The following is a 16,133-nucleotide window of genomic DNA, read 5'->3' as shown; positions in this document are numbered from 1 at the left end:
AAAAAACTGAGCGCGAAACCTTTATAAAAAGACACGCAACTAATTCACAATAGATTAATTTTCTTGTACTGTTTCTTAGTTTTCATATCTAAAAATCAAATAATATATTTTCGGAGAATAGATGAAAACCAAGGAAAGACAAAAGGACATAGATCATTACAGATTGATTTTTGAATTTTCACCGCTGGCAATGATCCGCTTTGGTAAAACCGGAACCATTATCGACTGTAATCAAAAATTCATAGACCTGATGGGATCAAGCAGAGAAAAGCTTATCGGATTCAATACGATAGCGAAGACCACTCCTAAAATGAGTGCCGCTGTAAAACAGGCTGTTGAAGGAAACACGTCTGAATACGAAGATATCTATACTTCCGTTACCGGCAACAAGACCACCTATATCCGCGCCGTATTCAACCCGATTGAAAAAGGGAAAAATCCTACCGAAGTGATTGCCACCATCGAAGACATCTCCGAACGCAAAGCAGTAGAAGAGGAGTTGGCGAGGACTGAAGCGCGCTTTAAGATCATGGCCGAAAACACCAAAGATCTGATCTATTACTTTTCAGTACCTGATAAAAGTTTCAAATACGTCAGTCCGGCCTGTCTGGATGTCACCGGATATCCTCCGGGAACTTTTTATGCCGACTCACAATTCTTCTTTAACATGGTCCACCCGGACTGGCTGGAATTCATGCACCAGCAATGGATGGATATGGCTCACGGAAAAATGTCTCCGCTTGTGGAATACCAAATCATAGACCGTTATGGTAAAACAAAATGGCTGCAGCAAAGCAATGTTCCCTTTTACGATGAAGTAGGAAATCCCATAAGGGTTGAAGGAATTGTCCGCGATGTTACTGAACTGAAAAATGCCCTTGAACGTGTTGAACAGGAAAAAGCAAAAGCTGAGGCTGCCAGCCGGACCAAATCTGAATTTCTGGCCAATATGAGCCATGAAATACGTACCCCGCTGAACGGGATAATGGGCATGCTGCAACTTATGGAATCGGAGACAAAGACGCCCAAGCAAGGAGAATATCTTAATGCGGCAATGCAGGCCTCCAAACGGCTGAATAATGTATTATCTGACATACTTGATCTGGCCCGGGTTGAAGCAGGGAAACTGAATCTTAACAATAAGGAATTCAACCCGGCAAATGAATTGAAACATGTCTTCGAACTTTTCGAAGTCACATCAAGACATTCAGGGGTCAACCTTAAACTCGAATTACCCCCGGAACTTCCCAAAACTGTCACCGGAGATCCGGCCCGTTTACAGCAAGTCCTGACGAACATAGTCGGTAATGCCTTAAAATTCACCCATGAGGGCCACGTATTAATCACAGCGCAACTTTTAACCCACAGCACTCCCGGGAATTGCCATATTCTGTTTACTGTTGAAGACACCGGAGTCGGAATTGCCGAGGATAAAATGAACCTGCTTTTTCAATCCTTCACCCAAGCCAGCGAAGGATTTACCCGTCAATATCAGGGAGCAGGGCTGGGGTTATCCATATGCAAGCGGCTTACAGAACTCATGGGCGGAACAATTGCCGTGGAGAGTACTGCTGGTGAAGGAACCACATTTTACATATCCATTCCTTTTAATATCCCTGACTGCCAATCTCTCAGCCAAAAACATTCAAAAGCCAAACCGGAAACAAAGAACTCATTTGGTGAATACCGAATTCTCATAGCTGAAGATGAGAAAATAAACAGGCTCTACACTAAACAGTATCTTGAACAACAAGGGTTCACAGTAGAGACAGTAACCAACGGGCAGGAGGTTCTTGACAAATTATTCTACGAGGACTTCAGCATGGTGCTTATGGATGTACAAATGCCCATAATGAACGGTATGGAAGCAACAAAGGCCATTAGAAAAGGCGAAGCCGGAGCACACAACAAGCGTATTCCGATAGTTGCAATTACCGCATACGCCATGCATGGAGACCGGGAACAATTCATCGAACAAGGTATGAATGATTACATTGCCAAGCCGATGATTAAAGAAGAATTATATAAGGTAATTATGAGAACATTACAGTTAAACTCCCCCTCTTGAGCCACAGGTTGACGAAACAGACTTATACGTGAAATACATTCTCTTATGGGTATAAATACGGGGAATTTCAAAAATCTTGGCAGCTCTTACGAAGAGGGGTCCAATGCTGCCGTGCTCTCTGCCATTGCCAGAAGTGCAGAAGAACTCACATCCGGTAAAGGCTGGCCGGATGGAGTCAACGATCTTCTGGCTGCGCTCGGGCAGGCCACAGGAGTTAGCCGGGTCTGGATTTTCCAAACCATAAAAGTCACCGACACTTATATTACCCAGAACTATACTTTTGAATGGGCTGCCGCCCCTCGCTATAAACAACTGGGCATGCCCATGTTCAGTATGTTTACAAACAAGATCAATCGCCCGGAATACCGCGAAACCGTCCAGAGCAGATTACGCGGAGAATGGCAGAAAATGGTCGTTGACCAACTTGAACCGGGCTGGTTCAAGGACACTCTTGAAGTCCAGAAAATCAAATCCATGCTGACCATCCCGGTCATGGTCGAGGATCAGTGGTGGGGGACTTTAGGCTTTGACGATTGTGAACGTGCCTATGACTGGTCCGATGTAGAAATAGCTCTGCTCAAGACTGCGGGATATCTTATCTCGAATGCAGTACTCCGGGACCGCCTAAGTGCAAAACGGCGACAGTTCAGTATTCTCAAACAACTAACTGACAGCAGTGCCTGGGAATTTGATTTCAAAACCGGACAGATATGGTGCTCACCGGAACTTCTGCATTCTGTCCCGGTACCGACTGACAATATCCGTTTCTCACTGCATAAAGCCCTGCATTTAATTCATCCTGAAGATCGCCGCCCACTTATTTCTGCAGCGCGGAGATATCTCAAAGGAGACAGCAAAAAAATATTCCGCTTTGATATGCGCCTGTTCACCGATTGCGGAGACCTGCGCTGGGTGGAACTTATCGGTAATATCCGCAGCAGTAAAAACGGGAAGCCGGAACAGCTGGCCGGTATATTAATCGATATCCGCAAGCGAAAACGCGAGGAAGAACGGTTACGGGAGGAAGCAGTTACTGATCCGCTAACCGGAGTAGCCAACCGCCGCTTGTTTGAACACCGTCTTCAGGAATTCATTGATCACTCCAGTAATGAAGGCATTACTTTCTCTGTACTCTTCTTTGACATTGACCATTTTAAAGATCTCAATGACCAATTCGGACATCAAGCCGGAGATAAGGGATTGAAGCATCTCACTAAAATATGCGAATCCCAGTTGCGCCGTAATGATCTGCTGGCCCGTCTGGGCGGGGATGAATTCGCCCTGCTTCTACCGGAAACAGACCAGAATACAGCATCCGCAATCGGCGATAGACTTCTGCATGCAGTTGAATCCACGCCCTTTGAATATGACGGCAAAAAACACCGCATGACTATCAGTATAGGGCTAGCCAGCAACGCCGGTCGCCTGACCACCCCGACACGTTTGATCGAATGCGCTGATTCAGCTCTCTACGAAGCCAAACAAAAAGGACGTAACAAACTGGAAACCCTGACTGGCTGTCTGCTGCGTTGAGCGGAATTGACTTTTTAGAAAAGACTGGATTAGTTATTCACAACAAAAAATAAAAGCTGGAGGAAATATGATCACCAGAATTGCCGCTGCACTGATCATTGCAGCACTTATGATTTCTTCCCTTGGCTGTGCGAAAATCGGCAAAGCCACAGGTCAGGCCGTCAAAGAAGTTAAAGAAATGCCCGGTGAATTCAAAAAGGGCTACAAAGATGGCAGAACTTCTGAAGAAGACGCAATTTAATTTTAACCGATAATTCCGCAGACAGGGGCCTTGAGCCCCTTTTTGCATTAAACGATTTCCCCGGACAAAACATGTCGCAAATTGCTTTAATTACCGGAGCCAGCAAAGGAATCGGCGCAGCTATCGCCCTGCAACTGGCTGAAGACGGATACGATATCTGGCTCAACTACCGCAGTGATGATGAGGGTGCTGAAAAGACCGCTGCTGCCATCCGCGAGGCAGGCCGGAAATGCACCCTGCTTAAATTTGATGTCACAGATGAAGATGCTGTTGAAAACGCACTTTCTCCGCTCTTACAGGAAGAAGTTCCCTACATTGTGGTCAACAATGCAGGATTCGCACGCGATTCAATCATGATGATGATGTCTTCCGATGACTGGAACAAAGTACTGCAAGTGCACCTGACCGGATTTTTCAATGTAACCAAGCCAGTTGTTTCCCGTATGCTGCGTAAGCGGACCGGACGCATCATCAACATAGCATCCACCTCCGGCGAAACAGGCGTTGCCGGACAGACCAACTACTCCGCAGCCAAGGCCGGACTCATCGGGGCTACCCGCTCACTGGCCGTGGAAGTTGCCAAACGCAATATTCTGGTCAATGCGGTTACTCCCGGATTTATCGAGACCGACATGGTTGCCGAACTGCCCGTGGACCAGATTAAAGGGCAGATCCCGCTGAAAAGACTGGGAACACCGCAGGAAGTTGCCGGAGTTGTATCCTTCCTTTGTTCGGACAAGGCATCTTACATAACCGGGCAGACCATTGCAGTTAACGGCGGCATTCATACCTAGTATTACGACGCCGGGATTCATCAACATGGATTGGATGAATAAAATAATATATTTATTATTACCCTAAAAAATAAGTATTGATTTGTCCGTTGTGGACTCAATTTGAGAACACCAGACCTAGTATCCGGGAGCTTTTCTTTTGTACAAAGTGGCAATCACAGGAATAGGAGCCATATCCGTTCTGGGCGTAGACCTTGAAACCATTGCCGATGCCCTCAAACAAGGGCGTTCCGGTATTGAGGTGGATGAGGAGCGAATCAGGCTTGGCTTTGAAAGTCCGCTGACAGGGGTAATCAAAGACTTTGAGCCCAAAAAATGGCTGGGACGCAAGCAACGCAAAACCATGCCCGATTTTGCTGTACAGGCTTACGCTGCCGCCAAACAAGCCCTTGAGCTATCCGGCCTCACTGAAGAAAATCTGCACAACGATGAAAGCGGCCTAATTTTCGGTTGTGACTCCAGCTGTATTGCCGCCCTTGATCAGGTTGAACTGCTCAAAGAGCGGGGTGAGACCTCACTAATCGGCAGCGGCGCGGTCTTCCGTTCCATGACCTCCTGTGTGACCATGAACCTTAATACCCTTTTCAAAACCCGCGGAGCTGCATGGACCATCAGTTCAGCCTGTTCCAGCGGAGGACATGCCGTAGGTCAGGCTTTCAACCTTATAGCCACAGGCCAGCAGGAACGGATCATCTGCGGAGGCGCGCAGGAACTGAACTGGCAATCCATGTGTAGCTTTGACGGACTTGGAGCATTCTCCAATCGCACCGACGATCCTTCTCAGTCCAGCCGTCCATTTGATAAAAACCGTGACGGCCTTGTGCCCAGCGGGGGCGCAGCAGCCATAGTGCTTGAACGCTATGACCTGGCAAAAGAACGCGGAGCAGAAATTCTCGGCGTAGTCAGCGGATACGGTTTTTCGTCAGATGGAGAGCATATTTCAGTTCCCGGCAGGGACGGCCTTGCAAGGGCCGGAGCCAAAGCCCTCAAACTAGCGGGACTGACTCCGGCAGATATAGATTACATCTGCGCCCATGCCACCTCCACTCCGGCTGGAGACGGAGCTGAAGCCGCCAACATCCGCACACTTTTCGGGGATAATTCACCACGCATATCCTCAACCAAATCCATGACCGGACATGAACTCTGGATGTCCGGTGCAAGTCAGGTTGTCTATACAACTCTCATGAACCGCTACGGATTCACTGCGCCGAACATTAATTTCACCGAAGGCGATGACGAAACTTCCGGCCTGAACATTCTCACCGAAACCGACAACCGCCCCCCGCAAAAAGCCCTGCTCAATTCCGCAGGCTTCGGCGGCACCAACTCCTGCCTTGTGCTTGAATTCTAATGACTGCTTACAACCACATAGTCGTCGGTGCAGGCATTTCGGGTATGACTTCGGCCCTGCTGCTGACTAAACAGGGACACAAGGTCGCACTGGTGGAATCCTTTCCCCTGCCCGGCCCGACAGTACGCGGCTTCAGCAGGAAAGGAGTTCATTTCGAAACCGGAATTCACCTCATCGGAGGAATGGGTGACGGCGATCCGCTCGATACATATTTTAAACATCTCGGCATCAGCGATGATCTGGTTAAAATTCCTTTCAATGAGGACGGCTGCGACTGCTTCCGCTTTGAAAAAAAGAAGACCCAGATCTGCCTGCCCTATGGCTATGAACAGGTCCGCCAGACTTTAGAACAGGCTTTCCCTTCTGAAAAAACTGCCATTGATACATATCTGAAACGGATCAGGACTATTTTCGACTCATCCGCATTCCTGAATTTCGATCTTGATTTCAGTCTGGACTCCCTTGCCCATGACGAAGCAGAATCCCTGCTTGAATACCTCGATTCCATCACTGACAATCAGGATCTCAAAGACCTGCTCTGCTGCCACTCCCTGCTATACGGCACCCCGCCGGAGCAGGCTATGCTCTCCACTCACGCACTTGTAGCCGGATCATATTTTCGGTCATCGCACACCATAGAGGGCGGCGGCAAAGCTCTTGTGGACGCGTACCAGAAACAACTCAAAGAGCATGGTGTAGATATTTTCTGCGGAGAGAAGGCTGTACGCATTAACCACGACGCAGACAAAAATTTCACAGGAGTGCTGCTGGATGACGGGAACGAATTGCGTGGCGAAATATGCATCTGGTCCGCTCATCCAGCGTCCATGCTTAACTGCGTTGAAGACGGTATATTCCGCCCGGTATTCAAACGCAGAATCAACGAATTGCAGGAGACCGTGTCCGCGCTGATTCTTTTCGGGATAGCCGAAACTCCGGTGGAAGAATTACAAGGCCGCAACATCTACCTCTGGCCGGAATCTGATTACAGCGAAGTCCTTTCCGGCAGGACCGGGATGTCAGAAAACGCTATTTTCCTTTCCGCCGGACAAACCCTCGGGCGGGACGGCAAGCAGAGTGTAACCGCCATCATGCCTTGCAATTTTGATAAATTCAGCAGGTGGCAGGACTCAAGTCTACGCAACAGACCGCAGGGCTACCTTGCTTTCAAAACCGAACTTATGGCTGAATTTGCGCAGCAGGTATTTGCACGCTGCCCAGAATTAAACGGAAAGGTCGAATTTATTGATGCGGCAACACCGCTGAGCCTACGCGATTACTGCCACTCACCATACGGCAGCATGTACGGTGCGGCTCATACTATTTCGCAATACAATCCCCTGCCAGCCACCAAAATCAAAGGGCTGCTGCTGGCCGGACAATCCATTATCGCCCCCGGAGTCATGGGTGCGGTGGTTTCCGCCTATTTGACCTGCGGATTCATATACGGACACGAAAAGATTCACGAGGAGCTGAAATGCATTTACAGCGCGTAGTTATCACCGGAATGGGCGCGATTTCCCCACTGGGCAGCGGAGTGGAAGCTCTTTGGAACGGACTTATTGAAGGTCGCTCCGGGATCAGCCATATGGAAGAACTTGAGCACGTAAAAGGATTGCGTCCGCGCATTGCCGGACGGGTCCCAGAAGTGAACGCCAAGGCTATTCCCCGCAAAGCACGCAGGACCATGTCAAATCTGTCCATTTTCGCCGCGCTGGCTGCACTTGAAGCCATTGAACAGGCGGGACTGGACACAGACACTTTGACCGGAGGCCGGACCGGACTGTCCGTAGGTTCCACCACCGGGAGTTCGCAGGCCCTTGAGCAGTTTTTCAAACTCTATCTGCCTGAAAATTCACTTGAGGCAATCCGCAGTACTGAATTTTTCAAGATTATGAACCATAGTGCCGCCGCCAACCTTGCGCAGTTTCTTGGAATCAGCGGACGGGTTATTGCGGCTTCGGCTGCCTGTTCCACTGGATGTCAGAACATAGGACTGGCTGCGGAAGCCATTGCTTCCGGCAAACAGGATGCGATGCTCTGCGGCGGAACAGATGAATTGCACCCCCTGACCGTGGGCACCTTCGATATTATCGAAGCTGCCTCCACTTCCGGTGCAGACGATCCTGCAAGCGCGTCACGTCCCTTTGATTCCGACCGGGACGGCATTGTCTGTTCCGAAGGAGCTGGCATACTCCTGCTGGAAAGTTATGAACATGCCAAAGAGCGCGGGGCTGAAATTCTGGCGGAAATCACAGGTTTTTCCTCTCTTTGCGACAGCAGCAACATGGCTTCCCCCAGTGCGGATGCCATCTGCCTCTGCATGAAAGACGCTTTGAAAGATGCCGGAATCGCCGAATCTGAGATTGACTATGTGAACGCCCATGCCACCGGAACCTTACAGGGAGACGCTTCCGAAGCACAGGCTGTTGCAAACCTTTTCGGCGCTACTCCCCCGGTCAGCAGTTTAAAAGGACATCTGGGACATACCATGGCCGCCAGTGGAGCGATTGAAACCATCGCAACAGTACGCATGATGCAGGAAGGCACTATAATTCCAACAGCAAATCTTACTAATCCTGCCGAGGAATGTTCTGCAATAAACAACGCCTTGCATTTGCAGGAAAGACCAATTACATATGCGCTGAAAAATAATTTCGCCCTTGGCGGTATAAATACATCGCTGGTTTTGAGGAGATCATAATGACAGATGAAGAAATCGTAAAAAGAATCAACTCCGCACTTGCCGAAGAATTCGAGCTGGAGATTGATGAAATGGTCCCTGAAGCAGTCTTCAAGGACGACCTTGACCTCGACAGCCTTGATGCTGTGGATATGGTCATCGTTCTGGAGCAGGAATTCGGGATCAAAATCAAGAAAGACGAAGCCTTCAAGGCTATCCGGACTCTCGGTGACCTGCACAAGTTCATCCTGAGCAAAAAAGACGAAGCCGCTTAATACAAGCGGCTTTTTCCACTTACCCTATTGTCCAATGCCCAGACTCCTTAAACTCATCTGGATTAACACCGGAATATACCTAAGCATAATCCTCTGGACCCTGACCGGGGTCATCCTCTCGCCGCTCTGCTACCTGTTCTTTACCCGCATCCTGAAATGGGAAAAACCGGAAACCCTGCGCAGAATGATCTGGTACTACGGCTGGATCAGTTCAAAGCTGATGTCCTTGTTCGTGGATATCAAGTGGCCGGAACAACGAAAACTCCCCGAGCCATGCATCATCATTGCCAACCACGAATCTTTCTTTGACCCCTATCTGGTCTCCTTGCAGCCACAACGCAACATTTGCATGGCAGTGCGCAACTGGCCCTTTAAAATACCATTTTACGGATTTTATATGAAACTTGCGGGCTACATTAATGTGGAAAAAGATGATCTGGATACAATCATTGAACATGCGGAAAAAGCCGTGGAGCAAAAAAGTTCTCTCATGTTTTTCCCTGAAGGAACCCGCAGCAAATACGGCAACCTGAACCGCTTCCATTCCGGTCCTTTTCATATTGCAATGCAGACAGGGCTGCCCATTGTACCTCTGTGCATTACCGGGACTTATAATATGCTCCCCCGTGGACACATGTTAATATGTCCTGCAAAAGTTCGTACTAGAATACTTCCACCCATCTACCCGGAACAATTCAAGAACATGCAGAATCCGCATATTGAATTGCGCCGAGTGGTTAAAACAACTATGGTTGATTACATTAAGGGAATGAATCAGGAAGCGTAACAGCATTTTTCACAAATTTAACTTTCAAAACGAGGAAACTACAGATGAAGAATCTCCGTATCGTTGCTTTTGTACTTGTTGCCTGCGCACTTTTTCTCGGCGGATGCAGAACCGCTCCTATCCAGAACATTGAACTGGCTCCGATCGCGTACACCAGCGAGAAGCACCACTCAATGGACGAAGTAAAAAAAGCCATTATCAGAGGTGGCTACGACCGTGGCTGGCAGATGAGTGATGTTGCTCCCGGGCATCTGGTTGCAACCCTGAACCTCCGCTCCCATCAGGCTGTTGTAGACATTACCTACACCCCTGAGAACTACAGTATTAATTACAAAGACAGTACCAACCTGAAACATAAAGGCAACATGATCCACAGCAACTACAATGCCTGGATTAAAAACCTTGCCAGCTCCATTAACCTCGAACTTAGTCGTCTGAACTAAACGGAATATCGGAAACATGAATTCAAACCGCTGCTGGGGAAGCCCATTTACCACGGCTGAAATTGAACATACCCTCCAAAACAAGCAATTGCTTACAGCAGAGCTTGAACTGAGCAGGGTTTGTGACCTGCGCTGTATCTACTGTTATGCCTCATCCGGAGAAAAGCTCAATAATGAGCTGGATTTCGAAGAGATTACCGATGCGGTGGATCAGTGCCGGAACCTCGGCGCGCGTAAGATAATTATCCTTGGCGGGGGAGAGCCTATGCTCTACCCCCGCATTATGGATGTAGTCCGTTATATTCATGAACTCGGTCTGGAAATTGAACTTTTCAGCAACGGAACCCGTATCACCCCAGAAATAGCGTCTGAGCTATATTCCATGGGAGTGCAACCGGTGATAAAATTCAACAGCCTTGATCCGGATGTTCAGGACCGGCTGGCCGGAAAGAAAGACGCTCACAAAGCCATCCGCCAAGGCCTCAACAATCTCCTTGAAGCCGGATACAGCAAAGGGGATATCCCCATCGGTGCCCAGACCATCATCTGCCGCCAGAACTATGCTGAAATTCCGGAAATGTGGCGCTGGTTGCGAACCCGTAAAATCATCCCTTATTTTGAAACCATTACCGATCAGGGCAGAGCCAAGGATCACATGGAATTGGCTCTCAATCCTGAGCAGATCGGGGAATTATTCGACGAGCTTTCACGTATTGACCGAGAAGAATTCGGCATAGAATGGGAACCGAAACCGCCCGTAGCAGCATTTTCCTGCAAACGACATTTTTATTCCTGCACCATTACCACCACCGGAGAAGTTATTCCCTGTCCGGGAGTGGATATTTCCGCTGGTAACCTGCGCTTTGACTCACTTGAAAATATAATTTCGCAGAGCGACGTGTTCTATAATCTGCGCAACATTCGCCAGACTATCACCGGACCATGCAAGACATGTAATTTAAGCGCAGAATGTTACGGATGCCGGGGCATGGCCCATCACCTGAACGGTGACTATCTCTCATCAGATCCACTCTGCTGGCGCAATTAATTTCGGAGTTTTTTAATGAATCTTCCCATGCAGGCTGAAAAACTGCTGCCCCATCGCGGGCAGATGCTGCTCTTAGACAGTGTGCTTACTGTCGAAGAGGGAGCTGGAACCACACTGGCAGACCTTTCCACAAAGTGCATTGCCAAAGGAAAGGACGGTAATGTTTTAGCACCGTTTTATATCGAACTGTTGGCCCAAACTTACGCCGCAGTGTGCGGTTACCGTCTTAAATCACTTGGTCAGCCCGTACCGGAAGGCTATCTTGTCGGAGTACAAAAATTCCAGATCAATCCGCAAAAAACTGCAGATTTTACCAGTAATGAATTACTGATCAGCGTACAGACTGTAGGTGATTTTGACGGGTTCGCAGTAGTAGAAGGGTCAATCAGCCGCGAAGGCAAAACCTTAGCCGAGGGCAAAATTAAGCTCTTTGTGCCGCAGGATGAGTCTATGGCGGAACTGTTTACACAGTCAAAATCCGGTGAGAGTGCGTCCTCATGGCAATTGTAAAAAAAACAATTCTGCTCACTTTTCTACTGCTGATCATTTCAGCAAGCAATGCAGTTGCAGATAGGCAGCCTGATTTCCTTAAGGTGCTGCAAACCCGTTCGCAATCCATAAAATCCATCAGCAGCGATTTTACCCAGCAAAGCCATATCACTCTTTTCGCAGATGTCATGGAAGCCAAGGGGAAGTTCTGTTTTGCACGCCCGGACAATCTGCGCTGGGAATACACCGCGCCATTTGTATCCGGCTTCCTGCTTAAAGGCCAAAAAGGATTGAAATGGGACGGTGCAAGCAAAGAATCCTCTCAATTCGACACCGAAACCTCACCGGAAATGGCGATCATTTCGGAACAAATTCTGGCTTGGACAACCATGAATATTTCATGGCTGCAATCCCTTTATTCCATCAAAATAACCAGCTATTCTCCGGCAGTGATGGAATTAACTCCGAAATCGAGCAAAACAAAGCAATTTCTAAATCTGATCCGCATCTTTTTTGCTCCCGATGAAACTCACCTTAAGTCTATTGAACTGCATGAACCGAGTGGGGATTACACAAAAATAATTTTTAGCAACGTGCTATTGAATCAGAAACTGGATCAGAACATCTTCCTGAAAGAGTAAAAATGTTCTTCAAAAAGTTGAATACTTCCGCAGCAGAAAACAGAAAACATCAAACAAAAAGCGCGCTTTTTCTTATTCTTTTCGTCCTATTCTGCGCCATCCCGCTGCTCTCAGTTTCTTTTTCTGAAGACATTTCAGCAATGCTCCCCAGTGGAGAAAACGGAAATATCAAGCGCGACTTTGCGTTGCTCCAAAAAGCTCCCCTAGCCGGGAAAATACTTATTTCCATCTCCAGTAATTCCTTAAACGAAGAGAAAATCGGTGCTGTTGCCCAAAGCGTGGCAGTCAGGATGAATACTCCGCTGCTTGAGGATTCTAATGCTCTGGAAACAACTCCGCAGCAGATAATGGGCTACCTGCTTAAGCAAGCACCAAATCTGACCACACAAAATGATCTGGATAAACTGCAAAAGCTTACCTACAAAACAGCAATAGACAAGAGCTTAAGTGACGCAAAAAAACTGCTTATCTCTCCGGCAGGTATCGGTATGCGTAGTATCATCGCAGCTGATCCGCTCAATTTACGCACTATCTATCTCCCAAAAATTGCTTCCATGCAGAACCTTCCGCGTACCAAAAGGATCGGCAATAGATATTTTGTAGCCGGAGAAAATGGGCTGCTGCTGATTGCCAAAACCAATGTTTCCATGACTGATTCTAAAAACGGCCTCCTGCTGTTGGACCGTTTTAAGGAAATTAAAAAATCAGCATTAGCGGAAAACAACCTCAAAGAAGCTGACATTTATATCGAAATGCTGAGCGGCCATTGCTACACAACCGCCAATGCCTCGGTCATAAAAAAGGATATCCTGACTGTTTCAATTATCTCCCTTGGCGCGTTGATCCTGCTGTTTTTCTTCGGATTCCGCAGCAAAGGAGCCCTTAGCGTCTTTCTCGCTCCGGGAATCGCTATCATGGCCGGACTGGGCTTTTGCGCATTTATCTATAATGAAATGTCCGCAATAGTCATCGGATTCGGTGCTGTACTCATGGGTATTTCCATAGACTTTGCCGTGCACACCTATTTCTCCCTGGCTGAAAATCATGATGATAAAGCCGCAGCCATGCGCAAAATATGCAAGCCAGTTCTTTTCGGTGCCGCGACTTCCTGCGCATCCTTTGCAGCCCTCTATGTATCGGGCATTCCGGGCATCAAACAGCTTTCCATATTCTCCGTTGCGGGAATAATTGCGGCCTGTGCTTACGCCGTGCTCTTTGTCCCCCGATTCTGCAATTCATTTCCTGAAGCTGAAAAGAACAAGCCTCTTTTCCAAATTAACGGGAACAAAAAGCTCATACTTTGGAGCACAGGACTCATCTTTGTGATTTCAATTGCAGGCGCATTGAGCAACAATTTTGACACGGAACTAAAGAATCTGGGCTACATTTCAAAAGAACTTTCCCATACGGAAAAACATTTTCAGGACAATTGGAGCCAAATGCACGCCCAATCCATGCTTTTTGCTACAGGAAAAGACATGGAAACAACCCTGCAAATAAATGAAAAAGCATGGTCCGACATCAAGAAAAATCTGGGCAACGTTAAAGCGGTCAGCATTGCCGAGACCCTGCCTTCGCCTGAAACTATTGCCGAGAATAGAAATCGCTGGACTTCATTTTGGGATGGCAGAAAAGAAAATGCAGAGCAAAATGTTCTGGAAAGCAGCAAAAAACTGGGATTTGCATCAGGCGCATTCACCCCGGCAATTAAACGGCTCACGGCTCCGGCACCTGTCCTTAACGCTGAGGTTTACAGGACCGGACCGCTTAGCTTCATCTATGATTTACTTGTACCGCCGAGCGATGACGGACATGAAAAACTGATTATGACCCTGCTCCCGGACAACACGCAGGTGAATGAATACTACTCAGCGCAAAAAGAAAAAGAACTGCGCGTACGCCTTGTTTCTCAATCCCGCTTCAAAGCAAACCTTGAACAGGAAATGAAGCTAGACATTATCAAATTCATCAGCTGCTCAGGCATTATGGTGGCGCTGCTCATTTTCGGTTTGTTCCGTAATCTCCGTCGGGCTCTTCTGGCCCTTTTCCCGGCAATTTTCGGGGTGACTGTAACCTTTGGACTGCTGGGTGTTTTGCAGATTCCGCTTAATATTTTCCACATCGTAGCCTTACCGCTTGTCATCGGACTTGGAGCCGATTACGGAATCTTCATGGTATTTCAGGAAATCAAAACACCTTCTGCGTGGACCATCAAAGCTGTAAAAATTTCGGGCCTGACCACCTTGGCGGGCTTCGGGGTTCTTGTTTTTGCCAAGCATCCCTCGCTCAATTCATTAGGAGCAACAGTTTCCATCGGGATCACGGCGGCCCTCTGCTGCGCGATTTTTATACTTCCGCAACTGTTGCGCCTGAACGAGGACAAACATGCGTAAATTCAAATTTCTGCTGCCTATGCTGGTATTCATGATACTGGGCGGATGTTCCTCGCGCAGCGCAGTTACTCCTGTCCCCCCTGCAATTTCATCTTCCTATCTGCTGCAACATTCAGGTGTGCTTACAATCGCGAATAAACGGATGCCCTTGCGCGGCATGCTGCAACTCAATCCTGCCCAGCGAAACGCACGGGTGGTACTGCTAAACGACATGGGCATGAAGCTGCTGGTGGCAGAAATCACTGCTGGTGATGCCGGAGGATTTGAATCAAAAGAGCTATTTAGCTCCCCTTTCCTGCGGATGATTCCGCATTTTTATGATGAATCCATGCATTGTATTTATGAAATGTTCCTCGCCCCGCAGCACTCAGCTTTCAAAAGGGCAAATATCATTACTAAAGGCAAAAAAATAATCGGCAAACGTGAATTTGCAGTCCATACCATCATCAATGATCCGCAGGGCAGATATACTCTTGAACTTTTTCTTAATTCCGGATCAATAAAGGATTTTTAAACATATGGAACTGAACGAACATATTGCAAACAGCTGCAGCGATCTTGAAAAAACAGACTCAGGCTACAAACGTTCATATATTTTCAAGGAATCTTTTCCGGGATTTGATGGACATTTTCCCGGCAACCCAATCCTGCCCGGAGTAATCCAGACCCTGCTTGGGCAGAACTCTTCAATGGAAGCCCTTGAGCGCGAATTCCCTGCGGAAAAATTAATCATGCAATCAATTACCCGCTGTAAATTCCTGCGCCCCGTGAAACCAATGGAAAAGCTGGTTCTCACATTTTCCCTCAAGGCCAAAGGACTGAACCACATCGCCATATGTTCACTGACGGTAGATGGTGAGACCGCAGCAACCTACCAGCTAATATTCGGACCGGAGGCAGTGTAATGGCACGCAAATCATATTTTCCGAAAATCGAAGGCGCGCCTGAACCATTGCGCCATATTGTGAAACGCAAAGTCCGTTTTGAAGAAGTGGACCCCATGAATATTGTCTGGCACGGGCGCTACCCCAGTTATTTTGAAGACGGGCGCACTGCACTCGGTGATTTGTACGGTGTTGGGTATATGGATTTTTACCGTTACAAAGTAGCCGCGCCGATCAAAAAAATGCAGGTGGATTACATCAAACCGCTCCGTTTCGGAGAAACATTCAGCATTGAAACCCTACTGCATTGGACTGAGGCCGCCCGCATGAATTACGAATTCATCATCCGCGATGCTGCCGGGGAAAAAGCCACCACCGGCTGCACTGTCCAGCTCTTCGTCCAAGATGATGAATTGATGATGTTCCAACCGGACTTCTTTGCCGAGCTCTGCGAGAAATGGAAGAATGGCACTCTTAATCCCATAGACAGGACTTTCTAG

17 protein-coding genes are annotated in these 16,133 nt (G+C 47.9%); all 17 read left to right on the top strand.

Annotated features, from left to right (window positions below):
• Nucleotides 1-121 precede the first annotated feature (121 nt).
• The 17 genes from ACNI23_RS20265 to ACNI23_RS20185 all read left to right on the top strand — a co-directional run bounded on the left by ACNI23_RS20265 (nt 122) and on the right by ACNI23_RS20185 (nt 16,133).
• Nucleotides 122-2,068, top strand: coding sequence for a PAS domain-containing hybrid sensor histidine kinase/response regulator (locus ACNI23_RS20265; RefSeq protein WP_420251027.1), 1,947 nt, complete (start codon nt 122-124; stop codon nt 2,066-2,068).
• A 45-nt stretch (nt 2,069-2,113) separates the two neighbouring features.
• A complete protein-coding gene (locus ACNI23_RS20260; protein WP_420251026.1) occupies nt 2,114-3,601 on the top strand; it encodes a diguanylate cyclase in 1,488 nt (495 codons plus the stop codon).
• 67 nt (nt 3,602-3,668) lie between these two features.
• Entirely contained in the window at nt 3,669-3,842 is a 174-nt protein-coding gene (locus tag ACNI23_RS20255; RefSeq protein ID WP_015850428.1) for a hypothetical protein, read from the top strand.
• 71 nt (nt 3,843-3,913) lie between these two features.
• A complete protein-coding gene (gene fabG / locus ACNI23_RS20250; protein WP_420251025.1) occupies nt 3,914-4,636 on the top strand; it encodes a 3-oxoacyl-ACP reductase FabG in 723 nt (240 codons plus the stop codon).
• A gap of 139 nt (nt 4,637-4,775) precedes the next feature.
• Complete coding sequence (locus ACNI23_RS20245; protein ID WP_420251024.1) at nt 4,776-5,990, top strand: beta-ketoacyl-[acyl-carrier-protein] synthase family protein; 1,215 nt, start codon at nt 4,776-4,778, stop codon at nt 5,988-5,990.
• The gene (locus ACNI23_RS20240; RefSeq protein ID WP_420251023.1) at nt 5,990-7,486 is read left to right on the top strand and encodes a phytoene desaturase family protein; all 1,497 of its coding nucleotides are present in this window, start codon (nt 5,990-5,992) and stop codon (nt 7,484-7,486) included. Before ACNI23_RS20245 ends, ACNI23_RS20240 begins: the two co-directional genes overlap by 1 nt.
• Nucleotides 7,468-8,694 carry a beta-ketoacyl-[acyl-carrier-protein] synthase family protein gene (locus tag ACNI23_RS20235; RefSeq protein WP_420251022.1) on the top strand — a complete coding sequence of 409 codons (1,227 nt, stop codon included), beginning with the start codon at nt 7,468-7,470 and terminating at the stop codon, nt 8,692-8,694. Before ACNI23_RS20240 ends, ACNI23_RS20235 begins: the two co-directional genes overlap by 19 nt.
• Nucleotides 8,694-8,948 carry an acyl carrier protein gene (locus ACNI23_RS20230; RefSeq protein ID WP_420251021.1) on the top strand — a complete coding sequence of 85 codons (255 nt, stop codon included), beginning with the start codon at nt 8,694-8,696 and terminating at the stop codon, nt 8,946-8,948. Before ACNI23_RS20235 ends, ACNI23_RS20230 begins: the two co-directional genes overlap by 1 nt.
• Nucleotides 8,949-8,982: 34 nt before the next feature.
• Nucleotides 8,983-9,735 carry a lysophospholipid acyltransferase family protein gene (locus ACNI23_RS20225; protein WP_420251020.1) on the top strand — a complete coding sequence of 251 codons (753 nt, stop codon included), beginning with the start codon at nt 8,983-8,985 and terminating at the stop codon, nt 9,733-9,735.
• Between the two features lie 44 nt (nt 9,736-9,779).
• Nucleotides 9,780-10,178: a hypothetical protein gene (locus ACNI23_RS20220; RefSeq protein ID WP_420251019.1), complete on the top strand. Its 399-nt coding sequence runs from the start codon at nt 9,780-9,782 to the stop codon at nt 10,176-10,178.
• Between the two features lie 16 nt (nt 10,179-10,194).
• Nucleotides 10,195-11,226 (top strand): radical SAM protein, encoded by a 1,032-nt coding sequence (locus ACNI23_RS20215; protein ID WP_420251018.1) that lies wholly within the window; start codon nt 10,195-10,197, stop codon nt 11,224-11,226.
• Nucleotides 11,227-11,241: 15 nt separating this feature from the next.
• On the top strand, nt 11,242-11,736 hold the full coding sequence (locus tag ACNI23_RS20210) for a hotdog family protein (RefSeq protein WP_420251017.1): 495 nt from the start codon (nt 11,242-11,244) through the stop codon (nt 11,734-11,736).
• Nucleotides 11,724-12,356, top strand: coding sequence for a flexirubin biosynthesis/transport protein LolA2 (lolA2, locus tag ACNI23_RS20205; RefSeq protein ID WP_420251016.1), 633 nt, complete (start codon nt 11,724-11,726; stop codon nt 12,354-12,356). Before ACNI23_RS20210 ends, lolA2 begins: the two co-directional genes overlap by 13 nt.
• A 2-nt stretch (nt 12,357-12,358) precedes the next feature.
• Nucleotides 12,359-14,749, top strand: coding sequence for an MMPL family transporter (locus tag ACNI23_RS20200; RefSeq protein WP_420251015.1), 2,391 nt, complete (start codon nt 12,359-12,361; stop codon nt 14,747-14,749).
• Entirely contained in the window at nt 14,742-15,263 is a 522-nt protein-coding gene (locus tag ACNI23_RS20195) for a hypothetical protein (protein WP_420251014.1), read from the top strand. Before ACNI23_RS20200 ends, ACNI23_RS20195 begins: the two co-directional genes overlap by 8 nt.
• A 4-nt stretch (nt 15,264-15,267) precedes the next feature.
• Nucleotides 15,268-15,654, top strand: a complete 387-nt coding sequence (locus ACNI23_RS20190; RefSeq protein ID WP_420251013.1) for a 3-hydroxyacyl-ACP dehydratase FabZ family protein — start codon at nt 15,268-15,270, stop codon at nt 15,652-15,654.
• Nucleotides 15,654-16,133 (top strand): acyl-CoA thioesterase, encoded by a 480-nt coding sequence (locus ACNI23_RS20185; RefSeq protein WP_420251012.1) that lies wholly within the window; start codon nt 15,654-15,656, stop codon nt 16,131-16,133. The genes ACNI23_RS20190 and ACNI23_RS20185 overlap by 1 nt, the downstream gene beginning before the upstream one ends.

Source organism: Maridesulfovibrio pacificus (SeqCode), from assembly GCF_048612815.1.
Lineage (GTDB): Bacteria > Desulfobacterota > Desulfovibrionia > Desulfovibrionales > Desulfovibrionaceae > Maridesulfovibrio > Maridesulfovibrio pacificus.
This window is presented reverse-complemented; position numbering and strand designations above follow the sequence as displayed.

What these genes read in the sequence shown, in the direction of transcription:
- ACNI23_RS20265 (WP_420251027.1), top strand. Translation starts at nt 122, where the DNA reads ATGAAAACCAAGGAAAGACAAAAGGACATAGATCATTACAGATTGATT.
- ACNI23_RS20260 (WP_420251026.1), top strand. Translation starts at nt 2,114, where the DNA reads ATGGGTATAAATACGGGGAATTTCAAAAATCTTGGCAGCTCTTACGAA.
- ACNI23_RS20255 (WP_015850428.1), top strand. Translation starts at nt 3,669, where the DNA reads ATGATCACCAGAATTGCCGCTGCACTGATCATTGCAGCACTTATGATT.
- fabG (WP_420251025.1), top strand. Translation starts at nt 3,914, where the DNA reads ATGTCGCAAATTGCTTTAATTACCGGAGCCAGCAAAGGAATCGGCGCA.
- ACNI23_RS20240 (WP_420251023.1), top strand. Translation starts at nt 5,990, where the DNA reads ATGACTGCTTACAACCACATAGTCGTCGGTGCAGGCATTTCGGGTATG.
- ACNI23_RS20235 (WP_420251022.1), top strand. Translation starts at nt 7,468, where the DNA reads ATGCATTTACAGCGCGTAGTTATCACCGGAATGGGCGCGATTTCCCCA.
- ACNI23_RS20230 (WP_420251021.1), top strand. Translation starts at nt 8,694, where the DNA reads ATGACAGATGAAGAAATCGTAAAAAGAATCAACTCCGCACTTGCCGAA.
- ACNI23_RS20225 (WP_420251020.1), top strand. Translation starts at nt 8,983, where the DNA reads ATGCCCAGACTCCTTAAACTCATCTGGATTAACACCGGAATATACCTA.
- ACNI23_RS20220 (WP_420251019.1), top strand. Translation starts at nt 9,780, where the DNA reads ATGAAGAATCTCCGTATCGTTGCTTTTGTACTTGTTGCCTGCGCACTT.
- ACNI23_RS20215 (WP_420251018.1), top strand. Translation starts at nt 10,195, where the DNA reads ATGAATTCAAACCGCTGCTGGGGAAGCCCATTTACCACGGCTGAAATT.
- ACNI23_RS20210 (WP_420251017.1), top strand. Translation starts at nt 11,242, where the DNA reads ATGAATCTTCCCATGCAGGCTGAAAAACTGCTGCCCCATCGCGGGCAG.
- lolA2 (WP_420251016.1), top strand. Translation starts at nt 11,724, where the DNA reads ATGGCAATTGTAAAAAAAACAATTCTGCTCACTTTTCTACTGCTGATC.
- ACNI23_RS20200 (WP_420251015.1), top strand. Translation starts at nt 12,359, where the DNA reads ATGTTCTTCAAAAAGTTGAATACTTCCGCAGCAGAAAACAGAAAACAT.
- ACNI23_RS20195 (WP_420251014.1), top strand. Translation starts at nt 14,742, where the DNA reads ATGCGTAAATTCAAATTTCTGCTGCCTATGCTGGTATTCATGATACTG.
- ACNI23_RS20190 (WP_420251013.1), top strand. Translation starts at nt 15,268, where the DNA reads ATGGAACTGAACGAACATATTGCAAACAGCTGCAGCGATCTTGAAAAA.
- ACNI23_RS20185 (WP_420251012.1), top strand. Translation starts at nt 15,654, where the DNA reads ATGGCACGCAAATCATATTTTCCGAAAATCGAAGGCGCGCCTGAACCA.